Below are 19731 nucleotides of genomic sequence, written 5' to 3' on the forward strand. Positions count from 1 at the left end.
ATACTTTACACACATCCTATTTTAATTGTTCAAACATTTGTCATGCACACTCAACCTAAAATTGCGATTGTCATGGGTTCTAAGACTGATTGGGCTACCATGCAATATGCTGCCGATATTCTTGATGCATTGATTATTCCCTATCATGTTGAAATCGTTTCTGCTCACCGTACCCCCGATAAGTTATTTCGCTTTGCTGAAGATGCTAAGCCAAAAGGTTTTGAGGTAATCATAGCTGGTGCGGGTGGTGCAGCTCATCTACCTGGCATGTTAGCTGCTAAAACATTAGTTCCCGTGTTAGGTGTTCCCGTGCAAAGTGCCGCACTAAATGGCATAGATAGTCTCTATTCTATCGTTCAAATGCCGAAAGGGATTCCGGTTGGTTGTTTAGCAATCGGTAAGTCTGGCGCAGCTAACGCGGCATTACTTGCTGCGCAGATTCTTGCTTTACATGATAGAGATATTTATCAACGCTTATCAACATGGCGATTAACTCAAACTGATGAGGTATTAAATCAGCCTGATCCAAGAGTGAATGCATAACATGAAACTTCAATCTGTTTGTGTACTGGGGAACGGCCAATTAGGGCGAATGCTTAAGCAAGCTGGTGAACCATTAGGTATTAAGGTCTATCCAGTTGGACAGGATGTCGATCCGACAGTTATTCCATATCAACAGTCGGTAATAACAGCTGAAATTGAACGATGGTCTGATACCCCATTTACACAGATTTTAGCCAAGCATCCCCATTTTATCAATCGGGATGTTTTTCCACTTATTGCTGACCGTTTAACTCAAAAACAGCTGTTTGATGAATTTGGCTTACCTACAGCTAAATGGTTTGCGCTTAATCATCCCCAAGATTGGCCAAAGTTATTTGGTGAGCTGGGTGATCTATTAATTGTTAAACGCAGAACGGGTGGGTATGACGGACGAGGGCAATGGCGTATTGTTATGAATAACCCAATAATTGTACCTGATGAAATCTATCAAAACGCCATTGTTGAACAGGCCATTCCATTTGAGAAAGAGATGTCATTAGTGGGTGCGCGTAATGCAAAAGGTGAAACAGTATTTTATCCACTTACTAATAACTTCCACCAAGATGGTATATTAAAAATAAGTGTTGTACGACCGAACGAATCCCCTTCATTACAAATAAAAGCTGAGCAAATGCTATCTGCCATCATGCATAAATTAAATTATATTGGCGTAATGGCAATGGAGTGCTTTATTGTTGGTGAAGAGTTATTGATCAACGAACTTGCTCCTCGTGTACATAATAGCGGGCATTGGACGCAAAATGGTGCTTCGATAAGCCAATTTGAATTGCATCTACGTGCAATATTAGGATTACCACTCCCTAAGCCTGATGTCTTTGCGCCATCGATTATGGTCAACTTAATTGGTACAGAATTAAATCTTAATTGGCTATCTATTAATTTAGTTCATCTACATTGGTATGAAAAAGAAGTTAGAGTAGGGCGCAAAGTAGGGCATTTAAATTTAACTCATAACCAATCAAATAAACTGTTAGAAGCATTAGAGGATTTAGTACCGCTATTACCTAATGATTATCAAAAAAGTATTGAATGGGCAAAACAAAAATTAACGATTTAAGAGCCTAAATCAATTCAGGTGATTAAATTAAGGATGGAGCTATGATCAACTTTAATCAAAAAATCAATTATCAACGTTATGCTAGCAAACAGCGTGACCCCCCATCTGATGAGTACTCAATAGTATGTTGTTTTGAAAGCGATCGTGGACGCATCATAAACTCAGCCGCCATTCGTCGCCTACAACAAAAAACGCAAGTTTTCCCATTAGAACGTAATTCTGTGGTCAGAACAAGACTAACTCATTCTATGGAAGTACAACAAGTGGGCCGTTACATTGTCAAAGAAATCAACAGCGGCCTAGGCAAAGCTGGAAAATTAGAAGAATATGGGCTTGATAATTGTATAATGGTGATTGAAAGCTTAGTTGAAATGGCCTGTTTAATGCACGATATAGGTAATCCGCCGTTTGGTCATTTTGGTGAAACCGCTATTAATAAATGGTTTACACAACGCTTAGGTCTTGGCAAATCGACAGTTTATCCAGTGCTTGAAAGCAATGATAACGATGATGACCAAATAAAAGAACTTAAAACCAAAATTCGCCAAGATTTATCAAATTTTGAAGGTAACGCCCAAGCAATTCGTTTAGTGCATACTATATTACGCCTCAATTTAACTTATTCACAAATTGCCTCGATTCTGAAATATTCTAGACCAGCTTATTGGTCTAAGCCGGTGCCAGTTAAATTTTCTTATTTAATGAAAAAACCGGGCTATTATTTATCAGAAGAACCATTTATTAAAGAACTTTATAAACAACTTGATATCAAACCATTTCATCGTTATCCATTAACTTACATTATGGAGGCTGCCGATGATATCTCATACTGTATTGCCGATCTTGAAGATGCGGTTGAAAAGAAAATCTTAACCGCAAAACAGCTTTACTCATATTTAGCTGAGGAATGGGGACCGATTACAAAAGGTGATCTGTTTGATACTGTTGTCAATGACTCTTACAAAAAACTAGAGGAAAATGAATACAATGCAATCGGCATCGATCAATTTTTTATGTACTTACGCGTCAATACCATTGGCAAGCTGGTACCGCACGCAGCCGAACGATTTATTGAAAATATTGAAGAAATTTATGACGGGGATTTTGATCATGCCTTACTTGAAGATCATGGTGCCGAATATAAATTACTCAATATTTTTAAAACAGTGGGATCTAAGCATATATTTAATCATGAGTCGATCGAAAATATTGAACTGCAAGGATACCGAATTATTAGCGGATTGCTCGATATTTATAGCCCACTGCTTGATATGTCATCTGATGACTTTTTAAAGTTGGTTGGAGATGAATATCACAAAGATTATCTCATTGAAACGCGCTTATATCATAAATTATCATCAAAGCATTGTGTCGCTTATAAACAAGCAATTAGCAAACTGCATAAAGATAACACAGATTATGATTGCAAGGAATTTTATTACCGGTGTCGCTTATTACAAGATTATATTAGCGGGATGACTGATCACTTTGCTTATGACGAATATCGCAAGCTAATGGTGACATTCTAACTCGTAGAAATTGATTAATAGCTGGCACTAATAATACGCATTAGCACCATATTAGTGCACTATAAGATAATCATATATTCAAAAAAATCTTAATTACTAATATTTTTATTTAGACAAACTATACGACTAAGCCTAAATTTTTAGAGCAACTGCCTTCTATTTTCTTTTATAAATTTTGCTTCAATAACTCCATTTAATACAAGTTATTTTTTGGCATGCTCTTTGCATCATTTATTTTGTAATCTCATATTTATTAGGAGCGATTGATGAAACTAGTCACCGTAGTTATAAAACCGTTCAAATTAGAAGAAGTTCGAGAAGCTTTATCCGACATAGGTATCACTGGATTAACCGTTACCGAAGTCAAAGGTTTTGGACGACAAAAAGGCCATGCAGAGCTATATCGTGGCGCCGAATATAATGTCAATTTTCTACCTAAAGTTAAAATTGACTTAGCCATTAGTGACGATCAGCTTGACGAAGTCATTAGTACCGTGGCTAAAGCAGCACATACGGGCAAAATTGGCGATGGTAAAATTTTTGTCTCTACAATTGAGCATGTAGTACGTATACGTACTGGAGAAATCGATGACACAGCACTGTAACTTACTGTCAAGGATATCGTTATGTTGAAAAAATTTATTTTTTCTTTAGCTATTTTATTTTCAAGTTCTGCTTTTGCTGATGAAGCCGGCATAGTTGATAAAGCCGATAATGGATTTATGATGATCTGTACTGCCTTAGTACTTTTTATGTCTGTGCCTGGTATTGCTCTGTTTTATGGCGGTTTATTACGTTCCAAAAACGTGTTATCGATGTTATCTCAAGTCCTTGTCACCTTTTCGCTCATAACTGTGTTATGGATTGTTTATGGTTATTCACTTACTTTTGGTGAAGGTAACTGGTTTTATGGCAACTTTAACCACCTCCTATTAATGGGTATTGGTATTAAGGATGTGTCGGGATCGATCTATGAACTCATTTGGGTGGCATTTCAGGGATCATTTGCTTGTATTACCTGTTGCTTAATTCTAGGTGCCTTCGCAGAAAGAATGCGCTTTTCAGCTGTATTAAGCTTTATGGCGTTATGGTTTACATTTTCGTACATTCCCATGGCACACATGGTATGGGGGGGCGGAATTTTGGGCGATGAAGGTGCGCTTGATTTTGCTGGTGGTACGGTTGTGCATATTAATGCGGCAATTGCTGGAATTGTCGGTGCTTATTTAATTAAAAATCGTCTTGGTTATAACCGTGAGCCACTAAAACCATTTAACTTACCTTATGTCTATCTTGGCGCAGCAATTCTTTATATTGGTTGGTTTGGTTTTAACGCAGGATCATCAACGCATGCTGATGAAATTGCAGGTTTAGCCTTTATTAATACTATTGCAGCAACATCTGCTGCGGTTTTAGCTTGGACATTAGCTGAATGGGTTTTACGAGGCAAACCATCATGCCTAGGTTCAGCATCAGGTGTAATAGCAGGGTTAGTTGGCGTAACACCCGCAGCAGGCTTTGTTGGTGTAGGTGGAGCTATGTTAATTGGGCTTATTTGTGGTTTTGCTGGTGTCTGGGGGGTATCAACACTCAAAAGAATTCTACAAGTTGATGATACCTGTGATGTATTTGGCGTACATGGTGTATGTGGCATTGTGGGCTGTATTTTAACCGGCATATTTGCATCAAAATCATTAGGTGGTATTGGTTATGCCGAAGGCATTATTATGATAAGCCAAGTCGGGATTCAATTAATGAGCATTATAACGTGTGTAATTTGGACAGCAGTTATTTCTTTTGTTGCTTATAAAATTGCAGATCTTTGTGTTGGCTTGCGTGTTTCAGAGGAGCATGAGCGAGAAGGCTTAGATATTAACAGTCACGGCGAAAGTGCATTTAATAGTTAATCACTAAGTAAAATTGTTATTAATTAACTTTTACACATAAAAATGATTGAAATGAAATATAATTTACAGGGAAGAACCCTGTAAATTATGGCTTTTATTAATTATTGTTAAGTAAATATTTTTTTAATCATCCCAAAGCATAATCGCATTATCTTCAGTTAAGATTAAAGGTGGAGCAAAAAGGTACTCTTTTACTTTAGTCGGTAAAACTTGCATATCATTAAAATTAAACTGCAATTCAGGATAAACATTAGCAATTGCTTTTATTCGAGTATTTAGTAATTCCTTTACTTTATTAGATTCTTTGGCAATAGCGAGTTCATCTTTCAGTATGCCAATTTGTTTTTTATGATGTTCTGATTCAAATATCTCTCGAAAAACAAAAGAAAAACCTCCTTTATTATTGCCTCTATTATTATCGTGATATTCCCTATATTCAGAATGATGTAATTTAAGCTCTTTAACACGTAAGGCAATAATTTCGTCGATATGATCGGTATAATAATTTAAAGTAGGATCCAAATAAGCCAGTGTTCTATGTTCAGGTATTGAATTATTACTATGTACTAAGGTAAATAAAGGTTTTTTATATGTCTTCATTCTGTAACTTCCTTTTTAATTAAGATAAAAAGATAACAAGACCTTTAATAACGAAAAGCGATTGTTACTTTTCTATGTAAAGATGTTTCAGGTTAACATAAAGCTTTAATGTTAAAATAAATAGTTAAGATATTTAATTTTATTTTCTGTTCGTTGTTCAAATTAATGGATTTAAATTTTCAAAGCACAAAAACTTAAAAAATAAAACACCATTAGTAACAACTTCTGCTTGGCAAAAACGCAATAAACTATTGTATTTTTGCAAACAGCTAGATACTTATTATTGTCTTCTTTATTATTACTACTGGTAAGCGATACCAAATGGGAAGACAATTTGAACATACTGTGTAATACACTAATAATATAAAATATTTAATCATTTTCCTTGGTTAGACTATAATAAATTGTCTTATTTACTTATAAACCATGTTTAAATTTTAATCATGGGAGATTAATCAATACTACAAAAAACTTTTACTTAATGCTTGACTAAAAAATTTCAATAGTGAATGACGGATTTATAAATAGTAACTTGATGTCATTTCAGAATATTCATTATTTTTTAATGATACATTTATTTTGGGGAGGTCAATAATGTTGTTAGAAATAATTTTTTTGTTAAAGATTCTTCCTGAAATCTCATAAATACATACAAGGTAAAGATGAGGAATCTATCACAATAATTTTTATTTTTTTATTGCTAATGTTTTAAAAATAGTAAAATTTATAAAATCACTTATTTTTGGGCTAAACATTAGCAATGTTGGTTAAAGGTTTACAAGATGTTTATAGATATGGTGATGATAGACTAGCTTTTCAATACCTTTAAGCATCATTACTTCTCTTTTGCAATTTTACCAAATAAACCCCAATAACTATCTGTATCAATTAAAGTGAAGTAAATACTTTATAAAAATAAACCAATTAAAAAATTCAGATGTCTTTTATGGTTTTAAATAACAGATAATGTTTTACTTCACATTATTATTAAATCAAAATACCAACGTTATTAGAAGTTTTTGTTAAGTATTTGACAAATGATTAATATTGACCTTAAGATGAACTAGATTGATTCAAAAATGTGACATAGCTCAAGAATGTTAAATTTTAAACAGATAGAACAATAAATTTGTTTGGAGATGTAAGTTTGAGTGTCTTAGATTATCTATTATTTTTTAAGGCGCGCCAGGGAGAGTAAATAATGTACTATGGGACCAAATTTAAGTTTTTAAATAAAAATCGCATTATTAATCGTTATCAATTAGCAAAATTATATACCTTCGAATCAGTAGCACGTCATTTATCATTCGCATTAGCCGCAGAAGAGCTTTGTATAAGCCCTAGTGCAGTGAGTCATCAAATTAATAAATTAGAAGAAGAGCTCGATATTAAACTTTTTAAACGGTTTCATCGGCGCATTGAACTCACTCACGATGGTAAGAATTTATTTAATGTAGTTAAAAAATCGTTTAATAGTTTGAATCAAGAAATATTAGAAATTAAAAATCAAGAACTCTCAAATCAATTAACCATTTATTCAAGTTCGGCTTTTACACAAGCGTGGTTAATTCCAAAATTATCACAATTTGCAAGACAATATCCCTTCATTTCGTTAAATGTCTTATCCGGAAACAAAGTTATCAATTTTAATCAACATCGTATTGATTTAGCCATATATTATAATGATCTTGATAATGGTGATCTTAGTTGTGATCACCTAATGGATGAAACAATCGTACCAGTTTGTAGCCCTTATTATGCAGAGCAGCATAATTTATATAATAACGTCGATAATTTAAAACACTGCGTTTTATTACATGACAATCAAAATAATGGCTACGATTCTAACTTTGATGAATGGAACAATTGGGGGAATTATTATTCCTTAAGTTATGACTTTAACATACTGCAAAATATCTTTTTTGATCGTTTTGATTATGCAGTTGCGGCTGCGATTAACCATGTGGGGCTTGCCATGGGGAGAAAGCAAGTTATTGGCAAGTATCTAAAATCAGAACAATTAGTAACACCATTTGCCGAAATGGAAGCGCCGTGTTCAAAACGTTATTATATTTGCAAATCAAAAGGCAAGCATAACCCGAAAGCCGATATTTTTATTCAATGGTTAAAACATTACTTCCAATGAACTAAAGGAATTTATATTGGATTGAAAACAAATAGCAATTAAATTTGAATTGAAATCACTAAAAATACAATAAAAGGCAGGATTATTCCCACCTTCTAATCTAGAACTAACTCATTTTTTTATATTTTTTAAGTTAGGTAAAGTAATTGCTAGCAGTATGATGATCACTCCAATCCATTGGTTAAAATAGACCGATTCATGCAAATAAAAAAATGAACAGGTTACTGCAACAGGTAGTTCAGCAGCCGAAAGAATCGCACTTAATGAAATACCGATTTTAGGAATCCCGACCGAAAATAAAAAAGGTGGCAACACCGTTCCAAGTAGTGCTAACAAAAATCCTAATTGATACAGTTTATCGCTAATATCAAGTTTGAAGAAAAACAAAGGAGGAAAAATCAAAAAAGTAACAAAACATGCGCCAGTAATCATTAAAGCACTTTTTTCAAGTTTAGGTAATTCATTACCAATATTGCTGCTAGTACTAATAAAGAGCGAATACATCAGTGCAGCTAAAAAGCCAAAAAAGCAACCTTTTAAATTTAAACTAATATCTTGGTTAAACATGCCTGCCGCTAAGCTACTACCCAAAATAATCACAATTACTGTTGCAATTTGGATAATGGTAGGTTTATTTTTGAAAATAACAAAATCAATAATAATGCTGATCCACAAATATTGCATTAATAAAATAATCGCAATTGATGCAGGTACTAACTGAACGCATTGATAATAACAAATACCTACTAATCCAGGAAAGAGACCAACGGCACAAACCTTCCATTTCTTTGTTGATTCAGGACGTTGAATTGTCGATGTTGCTAATGGAGTGTTAGTTGATACAGATACTTTGGGTTTGTGTACAGCTTTAACAATAAAGTGGATACTCCACAACATTAGCATACCTAAAAAGCACTGGATACCCGTGACTTCGCCTAATGTATAGCCCGCTTTATAAGCTGTTTTTACAATTGAAGATAGCACTCCAAAGCTGCATGCGCCTAGAAAAACCAGAAAACCACCTAAAAAATTATCTTTCATATCAAAATCTCGTCACACTAAAAATAACATTGTCGAAAATTATCGACACAAAAATACAACAAAAGTCTTCAGGGAGGTGTATTTCAAACGACCACTGAGACTTTTTAACAAGTTAAATTAAAAAACGAATCAAAACGGATAAGTGATTATGCGGCAGATTTGCTTTTAGTATGGTCATAATTAAATGAGTAATAAAAAACAATGCCTAACACAAGTGCATATAAAGCAAAAATTAACCAAATTGTTTGCCAATCTTTGTTGCCATCGTGCGTACACATATCAACAACAATACCACTTAAAATTGAACCAAAATAAGCACCAATACCATTAACCATTGTCATAAATAGTCCTTGAGCGCTAGCTCGAATATCTGAACTGACTTCTTTTTCAATAAAAATTGAGCCTGAAATATTAAAGAAGTCAAATGCGCACCCATAGACGATCATTGAAAGTATTAGCAGCACAAAACCAAAAGGTGTTGGATCGCCAAATGCAAATAAACCAAATCTAAGTGTCCAAGCAATTAAGCTTATCATGATGACTTTTTTTATGCCAAATTTTTTGAGGAAAAATGGGATAGTCAAGATAAAGGCAACTTCAGCCATTTGTGAAACAGATAATAAGATAGCTGGGTATTGTACAATTAAACTATCTTTAAATTCTGAAATTTTACCAAAATCATGCAAGAAAGCGCCACCGAAAGTATTGGTGATTTGTAATATTGCGCCAAGTAACATAGAAAAAAGAAAAAATACAGCCATTACCGGTTTTTTGAATAACACAAAAGCATCTAACCCTAAATAAGAAATCCAAGATTGTTTTTGACTTTTAGATACAGCAATATTGGGTAATGTCGCGCTATAAATCACAAGTAAAATCGAGGCTGCACAAGCAATATAGAGTTGAGCATTGCTCAACTCGAATTTGCATAAGCTAACAGTCCACATTGCGATAATAAAGCCTACTGTACCAAATACTCGTATTTTAGGAAAGACAGTGACAGTATCTAAATTATATTTATCTAAGCAGTGATAACTAATTGAATTAGATAATGCAATAGTCGGCATAAATGCTAGTGCATTGCCTAACATTACCCAAAATAAAATGGCTGAATTGTTAATTGATGCAGCATAAAAAAGCGCAATAGCACAAACCGAATGGCAAAATAGATAAAGATATTTAGCTTGTAAAAATTTATCGGCAATAATGCCAATAATAAATGGCGTAATTAATGCCGCTAAACCTTTCGTGCTAAAAATCATCGATACTTCAAAACCTGAAAAGTGTAAAGTATTAAATAAATAAGCACCAAAAGTGGCAAGCCAACTTCCCCAAATAAAATATTGGAAAAACATCATTATTTTTAATCTATTTTGTATGTCCATTGTTTATTCCTAAAATAAAGTGAACTTTTTATAGAAAACCAAATATAAAAGTATCACTTAAAAGCGTTCAATCGTTTTTGTAATAAGTTGTAAAAAGGTTGCTTTAACGCGTTCTGCCGTTTCAATGACCTCTTCGTGCCCTAATGGTTGATCTAAAATTCCACAAGCCATATTGGTTAAGCACGAAATGCCAATGGTTTTAATGCCTGAATGGTGAGCTATGATTGCTTCCGGTACGGTTGACATACCCACTGCATCGGCACCTAAAACGCGAATCATTCTAATTTCGGCAGGGGTTTCATAAGTTGGACCTGTCCACCACGCATAAACACCTTGTTGTAAGTTAATATTAAGTTCTTTAGCTACATCAAGGACTGTTGAGCGTAATTGCTTGTTATAAAGCTCACTCACATCTAAAAAACGCACACCTAAATCAGGATTATTTGGTCCAATGAGCGGGTTGTTAGCAGTAAGGTTAATGTGATCGGTAATGAGCATTAAATCACCCGGTTTAAAACTGGTATTGACTGCACCACATGCATTAGTGATAATTAATTTTTCAACACCAAGCATTTTCATCACACGAACAGGAAAAGTAACTTGATCTAATGAAAATCCTTCATAATAGTGAAAGCGTCCTTTCATTGCTACGATGGTTTTATCACCACATTTGCCAATGACTAATTCATTAGCATGGCCTACTGCTGCTGATTTGGCAAAATGTGGTATTGTGTCATAAGGGATGTGAACCGCATCTTTAAGTGTATCGGCAAAAGGTCCTAAGCCTGAACCTAGAATAATCCCAATAGTGGGTTTTTTGTCTGTGTGTTTTTGAATATAGTTAACGGCTTGTTGAATATCAGAAGTTTGATGCATGATAGTATCCTTTCAAAAAATTAAATGTTATAAAGTAAAATAGAATGAATAAATAAACAGTTTGAACCGATTAATTAGTTCAGTTAGACAATAAACTTATAAAATAATTAAAAAAAGTAATTTCTGCTGTGTGATGTATATTATGAAGATTTTCGCTTAATAAAGAAAGATACGAATTGCGATATCTTAGAGTGAATTAAATAGTGAGTTTTTTTATTTTTATTATTCAACTTATTAAGATAAAAATTAATTTGATCCATCAATATGGGTTAATACTAAAATCGTCATTAAGCTAGGCGATCATCACCAGAATAGATTACCCCTTTATCACCTCTAAAAAATCCCAATAAAGTTAAATGACACTGTTTAGCCAAATCAACGGCCATTGAAGTTGCAGCCGAAACCGCTAACAAAAATTCCACACCACACTTGGCCGTTTTTTGCACCATTTCGTAGCTAGCTCGGCTTGAAACCAAGACCACACCATGTTGATAGTTAGGATTGTTAGGTAATTGCATGGCTCTAAAACCAAGCAATTTATCTAGCGCGACATGCCGGCCGATATCTTCAAACCCCGCCATAAATTGGCCTTTCAGATCTAGCCACACAGCCGCATGTGTGCAACCCGTTTGTTGACCGACTTGTTGAACTTGCGATAAGTCATTTAAACTGCCACTAAAATCTGCTAATTTAATTTGATTTATTCGTGGCAAAGTGGGGGGGACTTGGTAAACTTGCTCTATCTGCTCAGTGCCACAAATACCGCAACCTGTACGCCCAGTTAAATTACGGCGCTTTTCTTTCAGTTCACTAAAGCGTCGCGACGAAAGTTCAATTTGTACTTCTATACCTTTTGGGGTATCAATAATATCAATGCCATAAATATCATTAACCGATTGAATAATATTTTCAGTTAACGAAAATCCCATTGCAAAATAGTGCAAATCTTTGGGGGTTGCCATCATCACGACATGCGAAATACCGTTATAAATTAACGCAACTGGCTTTTCGATAGCTAGTACATCAGGTTGAGATCTTTGCATTTCACTGTTTTTAAATTTGCGTACTAGAATTGATTCAATACCGATCGCCATGTTTTGTCTCTTGTTAGTTGGGTTATAATTAAGACTACTAACTACTATAAGCACAGACTCAAACGTTAATCACCTTAGAAACGTTAACGCCATGTAAAATTTTATCAATAGATAGCGTGCTCAGCGTTAAGCAATTAATATTATGGTAAAATAGTTCACCATAATCAATTTATAATTACAAGCTAACCCTATGTCATTACACGAAATCACACAGGCCATTATGCAGTTTATTGAGCAACACCAAGTTTGGGCATTGCCAATTATATTTTTATTAGCTTTTGGTGAATCATTGGCAATCATCTCGCTTGTGGTTCCAGCAACGGCCATTTTATTAGGAGCAGGGACTTTAATCGGTGGGGGAGCAATATCGTTTGTGCCGGTATTCGTTGCCGCTTCGATGGGTGCAGTTTTTGGGGATTTACTGTCTTATTGGCTAGGAAAACACTATCATCAACAAGTTATTGCTTCATGGCCACTTAATAAGCACCCGAAATTAGTTTATCGTGCCGAACAATTTTTTCAAAGTTATGGAACATTTGGGGTATTTATTGGTCGTTTTTTTGGACCACTACGCGCAATTGTGCCATTAATAGCTGGCGCAATGCACATGCCAGCCACCAAATTTAATTTAGCTAATATTGCTTCTGCGCCAGTTTGGGCATTTGTATTGCTTGCACCAGGTGCGTTTGGTGTGCCTTGGCTAGAAACACTCTTTGGCTAAAGCGTGCCGATGGTATAACTACGACGTCCACTTTTGCGCCCCAATGCTTCTAAATTGGTTTGCAATGGTGGGAATGGTAGCGTCAAATGATGTTTACGATAAGCTTCAAGTATCAGCTTATGTATGGTGCTTCGAAGTACCATTCGGTGTCCCATTTCAGCAGCAAAAACCCGTAATTCAAACAACTGGATGCCTTCTTGGATATCCACTAAGAATACTTGAGGTTCAGGATCGTTAAGCACATATTCACATTCATCTGAGGCTTGTTGTAAAAGTTTGATTACCAGATCACTATCAGCATCGATAGTTGCGGGAATGGTTAATACAATCCGAGTGATCGAATCTGATAACGACCAGTTCACCAATTGTTCGGTAATGAAGGCTTTATTGGGCATCACAATTTCTTTACGATCCCAATCAACAATGGTAATTGCGCGGGTATTAATTTTGGTGATATTACCGGTCAAATCGCGAATTGTCACAGTATCGCCAATGCGTACTGGTTTTTCAAATAAAATGATTAAACCAGAGATAAAATTAGCAAAGATTTCTTGCAAACCAAAACCTAACCCAACACCTAGTGCAGCAATTAACCATTGAATTTTAGACCAGTCGATACCAATAAACGAAAACGCAATCATACACCCTATCATTAAGGTAATATATTTTGAAACGGTTGAAATCGCATAACCTGTTCCTGGGGCTAAATCTAAATGCTGTAAAATGCCTAACTCCAATAAAGCAGGTAGATTTTTGACGAGTTGCACGGTGATTGTCATCACTAAAATAGCAATACATACCGCACCAAGAGTGATGTATTGTTCAATTTCGGTACCATTAACAATGGCACTGGTTCCCCACAGCTTAATATTATTCATAAAAGCAAAAGCCGAATGCAGTTCAGACCATAGCAAAATCATGCTAATGAGCGCAATCATCATAATAATGGATCTGACTAAATGTAAAGATTGGGCACTAATGACATCTAAATTAATAACCGGTTCATCGACACTTTCGTTCAGTGAATTAAGATCATCTTCCTGTGATTTTGCCCGTTGCATACGTTCTAAACGGCGTTGCTTGGTGCGTTCAAATTCAATGCGACGCTTTTGAATCCACATCCAACGACGAATCATGTAATAAATAACCAATAGCGCAAACCAAATAATAACTGATGCTTCAAGGCGGCCTAATAACACTTGCGCCGTTGATAAATAGCCCAAACAAGCAGCAATAATGGCAAGCCAAGGAGCACTTAATAAGATAAACCACAAAATATGACTTAATAAATTATCGCCTGTTCCTTTTTTATCAATATAAAGAGGCACGCCAGCGCGATGGATGGCGTTAGTCATAAATACTAAAGCAAAGCACAGAAAAATAAAAGCTGTGCGACCAATTGTGGCAGCAAATTGACGATTATTATACTCGTCAAAACTCATTACTATCATCACCAGTGGAATCACAAGCCAAATCGAAAGCTGATAATATTTCATTGCCGCACGCACGTTACGTTGAGACCAGCCAAAGTGGCTAATAAACAACCCATTGGATGACGCAAAATGTGCTGAAATAATAAACACCCACAAAATAGGTGCCGCCGCATTTACACCATAACCTAATGCATATGCAACAGGATAATCCCAATTAATTTGCAATGCATAACCAAATACTGCCCACAAAATTGGCACCGGTAACGCCATAATTAATGAAAAGATAACTACTTTTAGCGTTAAAGAATAACTGTCTTGCGTCACTTTACCCACGCGGCTAGCAGATTTAGTTAAAAAGGTATTATATTTAGTGCGCATTTTAAAATGCGTAAACACAAATAGTAATGACAAAATAATTAAAAACAACGGTTTGGGTGCACTCAGTACTTCTGCACTGGCATTATAAAGTTGCGAAAGAGTATCGATAGAAAAAATGAAATAAATCACATCTTTCGCTAAATTGATCGGATAACTCAACGATATTGGATTGACATCTGCCACCCAAAAGAAATACCGGTGAGCAGCATCGTTCACTTCGTCAATGGCATTAGTTAATTGCTTATTAGCAATTTTTAATTTCGTCAACTCTAAAATGGTGGTATCGGTTCCCGAAATAAGTGTTTTAAGTAATTCAGTCTGTTCCCGAAGCAAACGACGATATTGTGTAGCCTCTTTCACACTATTAAGCGGGCTTGTTAAGGTTGGGTAAGTATCTAAGGTAGTTAAAATATTACTATAATTAAGTTGTTGGGCTTTTGCTTCGGCAATTTCAGCATCAAGTGCTTGTGATTTAGGTTTTTCGGGTAAGCGCAATAATTGTTGACGCAAGGTTTCGCCCAGTGCGGTCGAAAAGCTCAACCACTCACCTTGCTCGTCAAGCGTTGCCAGTGTATTTTGCACATGGGAAATTTGCGTAGTGATATTATTTTGCTCATTAACAATGCTAGTTAAATGGGCTTTTTGTAACTCCATATTTTGTCGCAGCTCATCATTTTTATCACTCAATTGATGAACAACTTGCGCAAGATCATTCTCACTATTCATGATGGGCGTGGTTTCTTCGGCAAAGGTTAGTGAAGAAAACAACACAGCAGCAAAGCATAAAAAACCACGAATCCACATAAAGTTATATCCTACTTGCTAATTTTTGACCGACACGGGTAACATCACCCACTTTAAGATGGCTTTCAAATTCAATTGTATTTGATGCAAATAACGTAATCACTGTTGACCCCAATTTAAAGCAACCCATATCTTGCCCTTTTTGTAATTTGACTTCACCTGAATATGTCCAACGTTTCATGACACCCTCGCGCGGTGGCGTAATGATTCCTTCCCATGGTACTTCGATGCTACCGACAATGGTTGCCCCCACTAAAATTTGCGCCATTGGTCCAAATTCAGTTTCAAAAAGGCATATTACACGTTCATTACGTGCAAAAATATTCGGAATGCTTTCTGTTGTTGCCTTATTGACGGAAAACAGCGAACCAGGTACATAAATCATCTCACGCAAAACACCATCGCAAGGCATATGAAAGCGGTGGTAATTTTTAGGTGATAAATAAGTGGTTGCATATGAACCATTTTTAAAAAACTTGAGCATGTCAGGATGACAAGCAAGCAGTGATTCTAAAGAATAAAAATGCCCTTTAGCCTGTAATAACAGTGTATCTTGAATAGTTCCAAACTGACTAATTACTCCATCAGCTGGCATAACTACTGCACTATCCGTAGCATCAATTGGGCGTGCATCTTCATTTAATTCGCGAGCAAAGAAGTCGTTAAAGGTTTTAAATTCTTGAACATTGTTAATTTTTGCTTCGCTCAAATCGACTTTATACAGTTTACAAAAGCCCATAATCATCCATGTCGTCACTTTACCTAACTGTTTTTTTGCCAGCCACCCAAATATAACGGTTAATAGCTGTTTAGGAAGAAGATATTGAATCATTGCTTTTAATTGATTTGACATACATAACTCTCAAGTAAAGGTAGAAATACGGCATTATACCAAGATTTATACATAAAGTGTAAAACGGCTAAAATGAATAATGTGTATTCGGTAATATCACGCACCAATATTTTAAACACTGTGTCATGCCTCACGCCTAAGGAAGTAGATAGTAAACAATTAAACACGGCAATCATTACTAGTTATTTAAATTCTATTTAACAAAAATGACATGACTAAAGGTAAAAAATTAAGCTTGGGTTATACTTGATTGGATTAAGCCACACACTACCTAATTTCGGGTGAATACAGGACGGCGTTTTTTGGTATCACAATAGCTTTAATGAGTGACTACTGCCCAAGTTAAAGTAGCACAAAAAACACTAAATTATCGATAATAAACACCGGAATTAAAATGCATACCGACCATTTCGTATAGCCAAAAAAGCTGGGCATGTTAATTTTATTTTGCGATGCAATGCTTTTGACCATAAGGTTAGGTGCATTACCTATATAACTAAGCGCCCCCATAAAAACCGAACCCATCGAAATAGCGAGTAAGGTTTTTTCTAGCACGGTCATTAAGGTCGAGGCATCGCCCGAAGCTAGATTAAAAAAGACTAAATAGGTTGGCGCATTATCTAAAAAGCCAGAAAGTAAACCTGATAACCAAAAGTACATGCTGTTGATTGGCTCACCTTGCGTATTGGTTACCAGTGATACGATTGGGGCTAATGCACCATGACTACCTGCTCGTAACATGGTCAGTACCGGAACGATAGTAATAAAGATCCCTATAAATAGTTTAGCAACTTCGATGATAGGTTCCCAATTAAATTCGTTACCTGCACGTACCTGTTTAGGGGTGATTAGCATTGAAATGAGGGTAATGATAATAAATAAACTATCGCGAATTAAATTGGGTAAAGCAATAGGCGTACCTAAGATGGTAAAACTAACTGATGAATGCCAAATGCCAGACATTAGCACACAGGCAATAATGGCTATTAATAAGAAAATATTGTTTTTTCCATAAATTTTAACGTTTTTGGATTTTGAAATGGAATTCTGTTCTGATAAATTACCATATTGCAAACGAAAGTAGTGGTAATCAATAACATAATAAATTGCTAATAATAGTAATGAGCTAAGTAGAACCGGCAACAGCATATGCTTAACAGTCCATCCAAAATTAACGCCTTTTAAAAAACCAATAAATAATGGTGGGTCACCTAGCGGGGTTAATCCTCCGCCAATATTAGCTACTAAAAAAATAAAAAAGATAACAGTGTGAATAGAATAATTTCGATTACGATTGGCTCGGATCAACGGCCGAATCATTAACATGGCTGCGCCTGTTGTGCCCATGATCGACGCTAATAGTGTGCCTATTGCTAGTAAAGCAACATTCTGCTTGGGGGTGCTAAGCACATCGCTCTTAATCAAGATTCCGCCCGAGACGGTAAACAGTGCCAGCAGCAACAAAATAAAAGGAATATATTCGGCTATTATTGCATGAACGGTAAGATTGACGGTGGTTGGTAAATCAAATGAATACCAGGTAAACAGCAAAAATAGCATCGTCCAAAAAATAATAACTTTGCCATAATGATGATGCCAAAGTCGCGACAAAAATAGTGGCATTAATGCAATTGAAAGCAAAATTCCCACAAAAGGAATACCCCAAAAGAGTGATAAATCATGACCGTTAAAACCCGCTGCAAAAAGGTCAAAAGGCATGAAGATTAAGATGATAAGAGGTACAAGGGCTTTCATTGTGGATTTGTTTTTTTGGTTTTAAAGTGATGGGGATTATAACAAAGTGTTTTTAATTTATCGAATGTTAAGATTTTTGAATGTGGTGATTAGGTAATCATCGTTATATCCGGAGTTTAATGATATAAAAATAACCTAAAAAGTTGTCAGAAAAAGTATTGATTTTATTGAAGTTTTCCAGATAATAATTTGCAAAAAAACTTCAATAAAATCAATGCCTTTTCTGAACGTTTTTCGGTTGAAAAAGTACAACAAAAATGCCTAAAGTAATTATCTTGATTAATTTATTACTTCGGTTTTCGCATATCGCAGTTAAGCCGTTATAATAGCGATTATTTGATTTTGAATAATAGGAAAATCGTGCAAACGCCATTAAAAAAGTCCCCCTTACATTGCCGAAACAAACACCGAACAGGTTATGATTTTGCGCAACTTATCAAAATAGCGCCGGAGCTGTCTCAATATGTAAATCAGAATCAATATAGTAATTTATCAATTGATTTTGCCGATCCGTTGGCGGTCAAGATATTAAATAAAGCATTGTTATATTATCATTATCAGATGAATTATTGGGATATTCCAGATGGTTATTTATGCCCACCCATTCCTGGGCGAGCGGATTATATTCACTATTTAGCCGATTTATTGGCACAAGACAACCAAAATAACATTCCGATAGGTAAGCAAATTCGCGTTTTAGATATCGGTGTTGGTGCTAATGTCATTTATCCAATTCTTGGGCGAGCTGAATATGGCTGGACTTTTGTGGGTAGCGATATTAATCCTACCGCCATTAAAGTGGCGTCGTTAATTTGCCAAGCTAATCGTATCTTGAATGGGGCAGTGCAGTGCCGATTGCAAAAAGACAGTACAGCGATTTTTAAGCATATTATTAAACGTAACGAATTTTACATGCTAACACTGTGCAATCCGCCTTTTCATGCTTCGGCACAAGATGCGTTAGCAAGCACCCAAAAAAAACTAACCAATTTGGGCAAGTTAACCAATCCAAACCAAAAAGCTGTTCTTAACTTTGGTGGGCAACATGCCGAACTGTGGTGCCAAGGTGGTGAAAGTGCTTTTATTACTAATATGATTAATGAAAGCGTCGCCTTTAAAAAGCAATGTTTGTGGTTTACTTCGCTAGTCTCTAAAAAATCGTCATTAGAATTGATAAAAAAACAGCTAACAGCGGTTAGAGTGGCTGATAGTAAAATTGTGCCCATGGCGCAAGGGCAAAAAGTAAGCCGATTTGTGGCGTGGACTTTTTTTAGTCAAGAGGATAGACAGGTACGGATAAAAAAATTCAGTTAGTAAATTGATTTTATTTGTTTTTTATTTTGTTGTTTTTTGTATCTTATAAAGAACGCAAGGGCTTGTCATTGAAGATTATGTGACCTTAATGATTGATAGTATAAACCTATCTTCGTTGTTTTTATTCATAAATAAACAACTATTTTTTATATCTTGTTGTTTATAATAATAAATTATAAAGCTAGCTGTCTTGTTGTTGACTAAAAATTGCATAGTAAATTGTAGGTGATTCAATTAAGATGTATTGATTACAAAATCACCAACGCCATTTAAC

At 35.4% G+C, this 19731-nt stretch carries 15 protein-coding genes and 1 pseudogene; 8 read left to right on the forward strand and 8 right to left on the reverse strand.

Translation table 11 applies throughout. The features are described 5' to 3' along the window. The first annotated feature begins 42 nt into the window (after positions 1–42). The 5 genes from purE (at position 43) to amtB (ending at position 5057) form a co-directional block, all read left to right on the forward strand. Positions 43–543 (forward strand): 5-(carboxyamino)imidazole ribonucleotide mutase, encoded by a 501-nt coding sequence (gene purE / locus A9G23_RS09785; RefSeq protein ID WP_065587429.1) that lies wholly within the window; start codon positions 43–45, stop codon positions 541–543. A gap of 1 nt (position 544) precedes the next feature. Next, positions 545–1621 (forward strand): 5-(carboxyamino)imidazole ribonucleotide synthase, encoded by a 1077-nt coding sequence (purK, locus tag A9G23_RS09790; protein WP_065587430.1) that lies wholly within the window; start codon positions 545–547, stop codon positions 1619–1621. Positions 1622–1662: 41 nt separating this feature from the next. Next, positions 1663–3150 carry a dGTPase gene (gene dgt, locus A9G23_RS09795; protein WP_065587431.1) on the forward strand — a complete coding sequence of 496 codons (1488 nt, stop codon included), beginning with the start codon at positions 1663–1665 and terminating at the stop codon, positions 3148–3150. 266 nt (positions 3151–3416) lie between these two features. Continuing rightward, positions 3417–3755 carry a P-II family nitrogen regulator gene (gene glnK, locus A9G23_RS09800; RefSeq protein ID WP_065587432.1) on the forward strand — a complete coding sequence of 113 codons (339 nt, stop codon included), beginning with the start codon at positions 3417–3419 and terminating at the stop codon, positions 3753–3755. 21 nt (positions 3756–3776) lie between these two features. Further along, positions 3777–5057: an ammonium transporter AmtB gene (gene amtB / locus A9G23_RS09805; protein ID WP_065587433.1), complete on the forward strand. Its 1281-nt coding sequence runs from the start codon at positions 3777–3779 to the stop codon at positions 5055–5057. 123 nt (positions 5058–5180) lie between these two features. Here amtB and A9G23_RS09810 read toward each other — a convergent pair whose 3' ends face one another. Continuing rightward, a complete protein-coding gene (locus tag A9G23_RS09810) occupies positions 5181–5657 on the reverse strand; it encodes a hypothetical protein (protein WP_065587434.1) in 477 nt (158 codons plus the stop codon). 1201 nt (positions 5658–6858) lie between these two features. On the opposite strand from A9G23_RS09810, the gene dsdC reads away from it, so the two are divergent. Then, positions 6859–7803 (forward strand): DNA-binding transcriptional regulator DsdC, encoded by a 945-nt coding sequence (gene dsdC, locus A9G23_RS09815; RefSeq protein ID WP_065587435.1) that lies wholly within the window; start codon positions 6859–6861, stop codon positions 7801–7803. 111 nt (positions 7804–7914) lie between these two features. Here dsdC and A9G23_RS09820 read toward each other — a convergent pair whose 3' ends face one another. From A9G23_RS09820 to fdhD, 4 genes are all read right to left on the reverse strand, one after another. Beyond that, on the reverse strand, positions 7915–8844 hold the full coding sequence (locus A9G23_RS09820; RefSeq protein WP_065587436.1) for an EamA family transporter: 930 nt from the start codon (positions 8842–8844) through the stop codon (positions 7915–7917). A 146-nt stretch (positions 8845–8990) separates the two neighbouring features. Then, positions 8991–10229 carry a nucleoside permease gene (locus A9G23_RS09825; protein WP_065587437.1) on the reverse strand — a complete coding sequence of 413 codons (1239 nt, stop codon included), beginning with the start codon at positions 10227–10229 and terminating at the stop codon, positions 8991–8993. Between the two features lie 57 nt (positions 10230–10286). Then, positions 10287–11105: a purine-nucleoside phosphorylase gene (locus tag A9G23_RS09830; RefSeq protein ID WP_065587438.1), complete on the reverse strand. Its 819-nt coding sequence runs from the start codon at positions 11103–11105 to the stop codon at positions 10287–10289. Between the two features lie 287 nt (positions 11106–11392). Beyond that, positions 11393–12199 carry a formate dehydrogenase accessory sulfurtransferase FdhD gene (gene fdhD, locus A9G23_RS09835; RefSeq protein ID WP_065587439.1) on the reverse strand — a complete coding sequence of 269 codons (807 nt, stop codon included), beginning with the start codon at positions 12197–12199 and terminating at the stop codon, positions 11393–11395. Positions 12200–12389: 190 nt separating this feature from the next. On the opposite strand from fdhD, the gene A9G23_RS09840 reads away from it, so the two are divergent. Then, on the forward strand, positions 12390–12920 hold the full coding sequence (locus A9G23_RS09840; protein WP_065587440.1) for a DedA family protein: 531 nt from the start codon (positions 12390–12392) through the stop codon (positions 12918–12920). Here the strand turns inward: A9G23_RS09840 and mscM are convergent. The 3 genes and pseudogenes from mscM to A9G23_RS09855 all read right to left on the reverse strand — a co-directional run. After that, positions 12917–15463: pseudogene (gene mscM / locus A9G23_RS09845) on the reverse strand (miniconductance mechanosensitive channel MscM); the annotation flags it as partial. The gene A9G23_RS09840 and the pseudogene mscM sit on opposite strands and share 4 nt — an antisense overlap. 76 nt (positions 15464–15539) lie before the next feature. Beyond that, the gene (asd, locus tag A9G23_RS09850) at positions 15540–16388 is read right to left on the reverse strand and encodes an archaetidylserine decarboxylase (RefSeq protein WP_065587442.1); all 849 of its coding nucleotides are present in this window, start codon (positions 16386–16388) and stop codon (positions 15540–15542) included. 342 nt (positions 16389–16730) lie between these two features. Next, positions 16731–18143, reverse strand: a complete 1413-nt coding sequence (locus A9G23_RS09855; protein WP_065587443.1) for a sodium:proton antiporter — start codon at positions 18141–18143, stop codon at positions 16731–16733. A 360-nt stretch (positions 18144–18503) separates the two neighbouring features. Here A9G23_RS09855 and rlmF point away from each other — a divergent pair, with 360 nt between their 5' ends. After that, complete coding sequence (gene rlmF / locus A9G23_RS09860; protein WP_218059510.1) at positions 18504–19457, forward strand: 23S rRNA (adenine(1618)-N(6))-methyltransferase RlmF; 954 nt, start codon at positions 18504–18506, stop codon at positions 19455–19457. The last annotated feature ends 274 nt before the right edge of the window (positions 19458–19731 follow it).

The sequence above is a fragment of the Gilliamella sp. App4-10 genome (genome assembly GCF_001690495.1).
In the GTDB taxonomy this organism is placed as follows: Bacteria; Pseudomonadota; Gammaproteobacteria; order Enterobacterales; family Orbaceae; genus Gilliamella; species Gilliamella apicola_G.

Bases quoted from the DNA above. Each gene is read 5' to 3' on its own strand.
- purE (WP_065587429.1), top strand. From the start codon at position 43: ATGCACACTCAACCTAAAATTGCGATTGTCATGGGTTCTAAGACTGAT.
- purK (WP_065587430.1), top strand. From the start codon at position 545: ATGAAACTTCAATCTGTTTGTGTACTGGGGAACGGCCAATTAGGGCGA.
- dgt (WP_065587431.1), top strand. From the start codon at position 1,663: ATGATCAACTTTAATCAAAAAATCAATTATCAACGTTATGCTAGCAAA.
- glnK (WP_065587432.1), top strand. From the start codon at position 3,417: ATGAAACTAGTCACCGTAGTTATAAAACCGTTCAAATTAGAAGAAGTT.
- amtB (WP_065587433.1), top strand. From the start codon at position 3,777: ATGTTGAAAAAATTTATTTTTTCTTTAGCTATTTTATTTTCAAGTTCT.
- A9G23_RS09810 (WP_065587434.1), bottom strand. From the start codon at position 5,657: ATGAAGACATATAAAAAACCTTTATTTACCTTAGTACATAGTAATAAT.
- dsdC (WP_065587435.1), top strand. From the start codon at position 6,859: ATGTACTATGGGACCAAATTTAAGTTTTTAAATAAAAATCGCATTATT.
- A9G23_RS09820 (WP_065587436.1), bottom strand. From the start codon at position 8,844: ATGAAAGATAATTTTTTAGGTGGTTTTCTGGTTTTTCTAGGCGCATGC.
- A9G23_RS09825 (WP_065587437.1), bottom strand. From the start codon at position 10,229: ATGGACATACAAAATAGATTAAAAATAATGATGTTTTTCCAATATTTT.
- A9G23_RS09830 (WP_065587438.1), bottom strand. From the start codon at position 11,105: ATGCATCAAACTTCTGATATTCAACAAGCCGTTAACTATATTCAAAAA.
- fdhD (WP_065587439.1), bottom strand. From the start codon at position 12,199: ATGGCGATCGGTATTGAATCAATTCTAGTACGCAAATTTAAAAACAGT.
- A9G23_RS09840 (WP_065587440.1), top strand. From the start codon at position 12,390: ATGTCATTACACGAAATCACACAGGCCATTATGCAGTTTATTGAGCAA.
- asd (WP_065587442.1), bottom strand. From the start codon at position 16,388: ATGTCAAATCAATTAAAAGCAATGATTCAATATCTTCTTCCTAAACAG.
- A9G23_RS09855 (WP_065587443.1), bottom strand. From the start codon at position 18,143: ATGAAAGCCCTTGTACCTCTTATCATCTTAATCTTCATGCCTTTTGAC.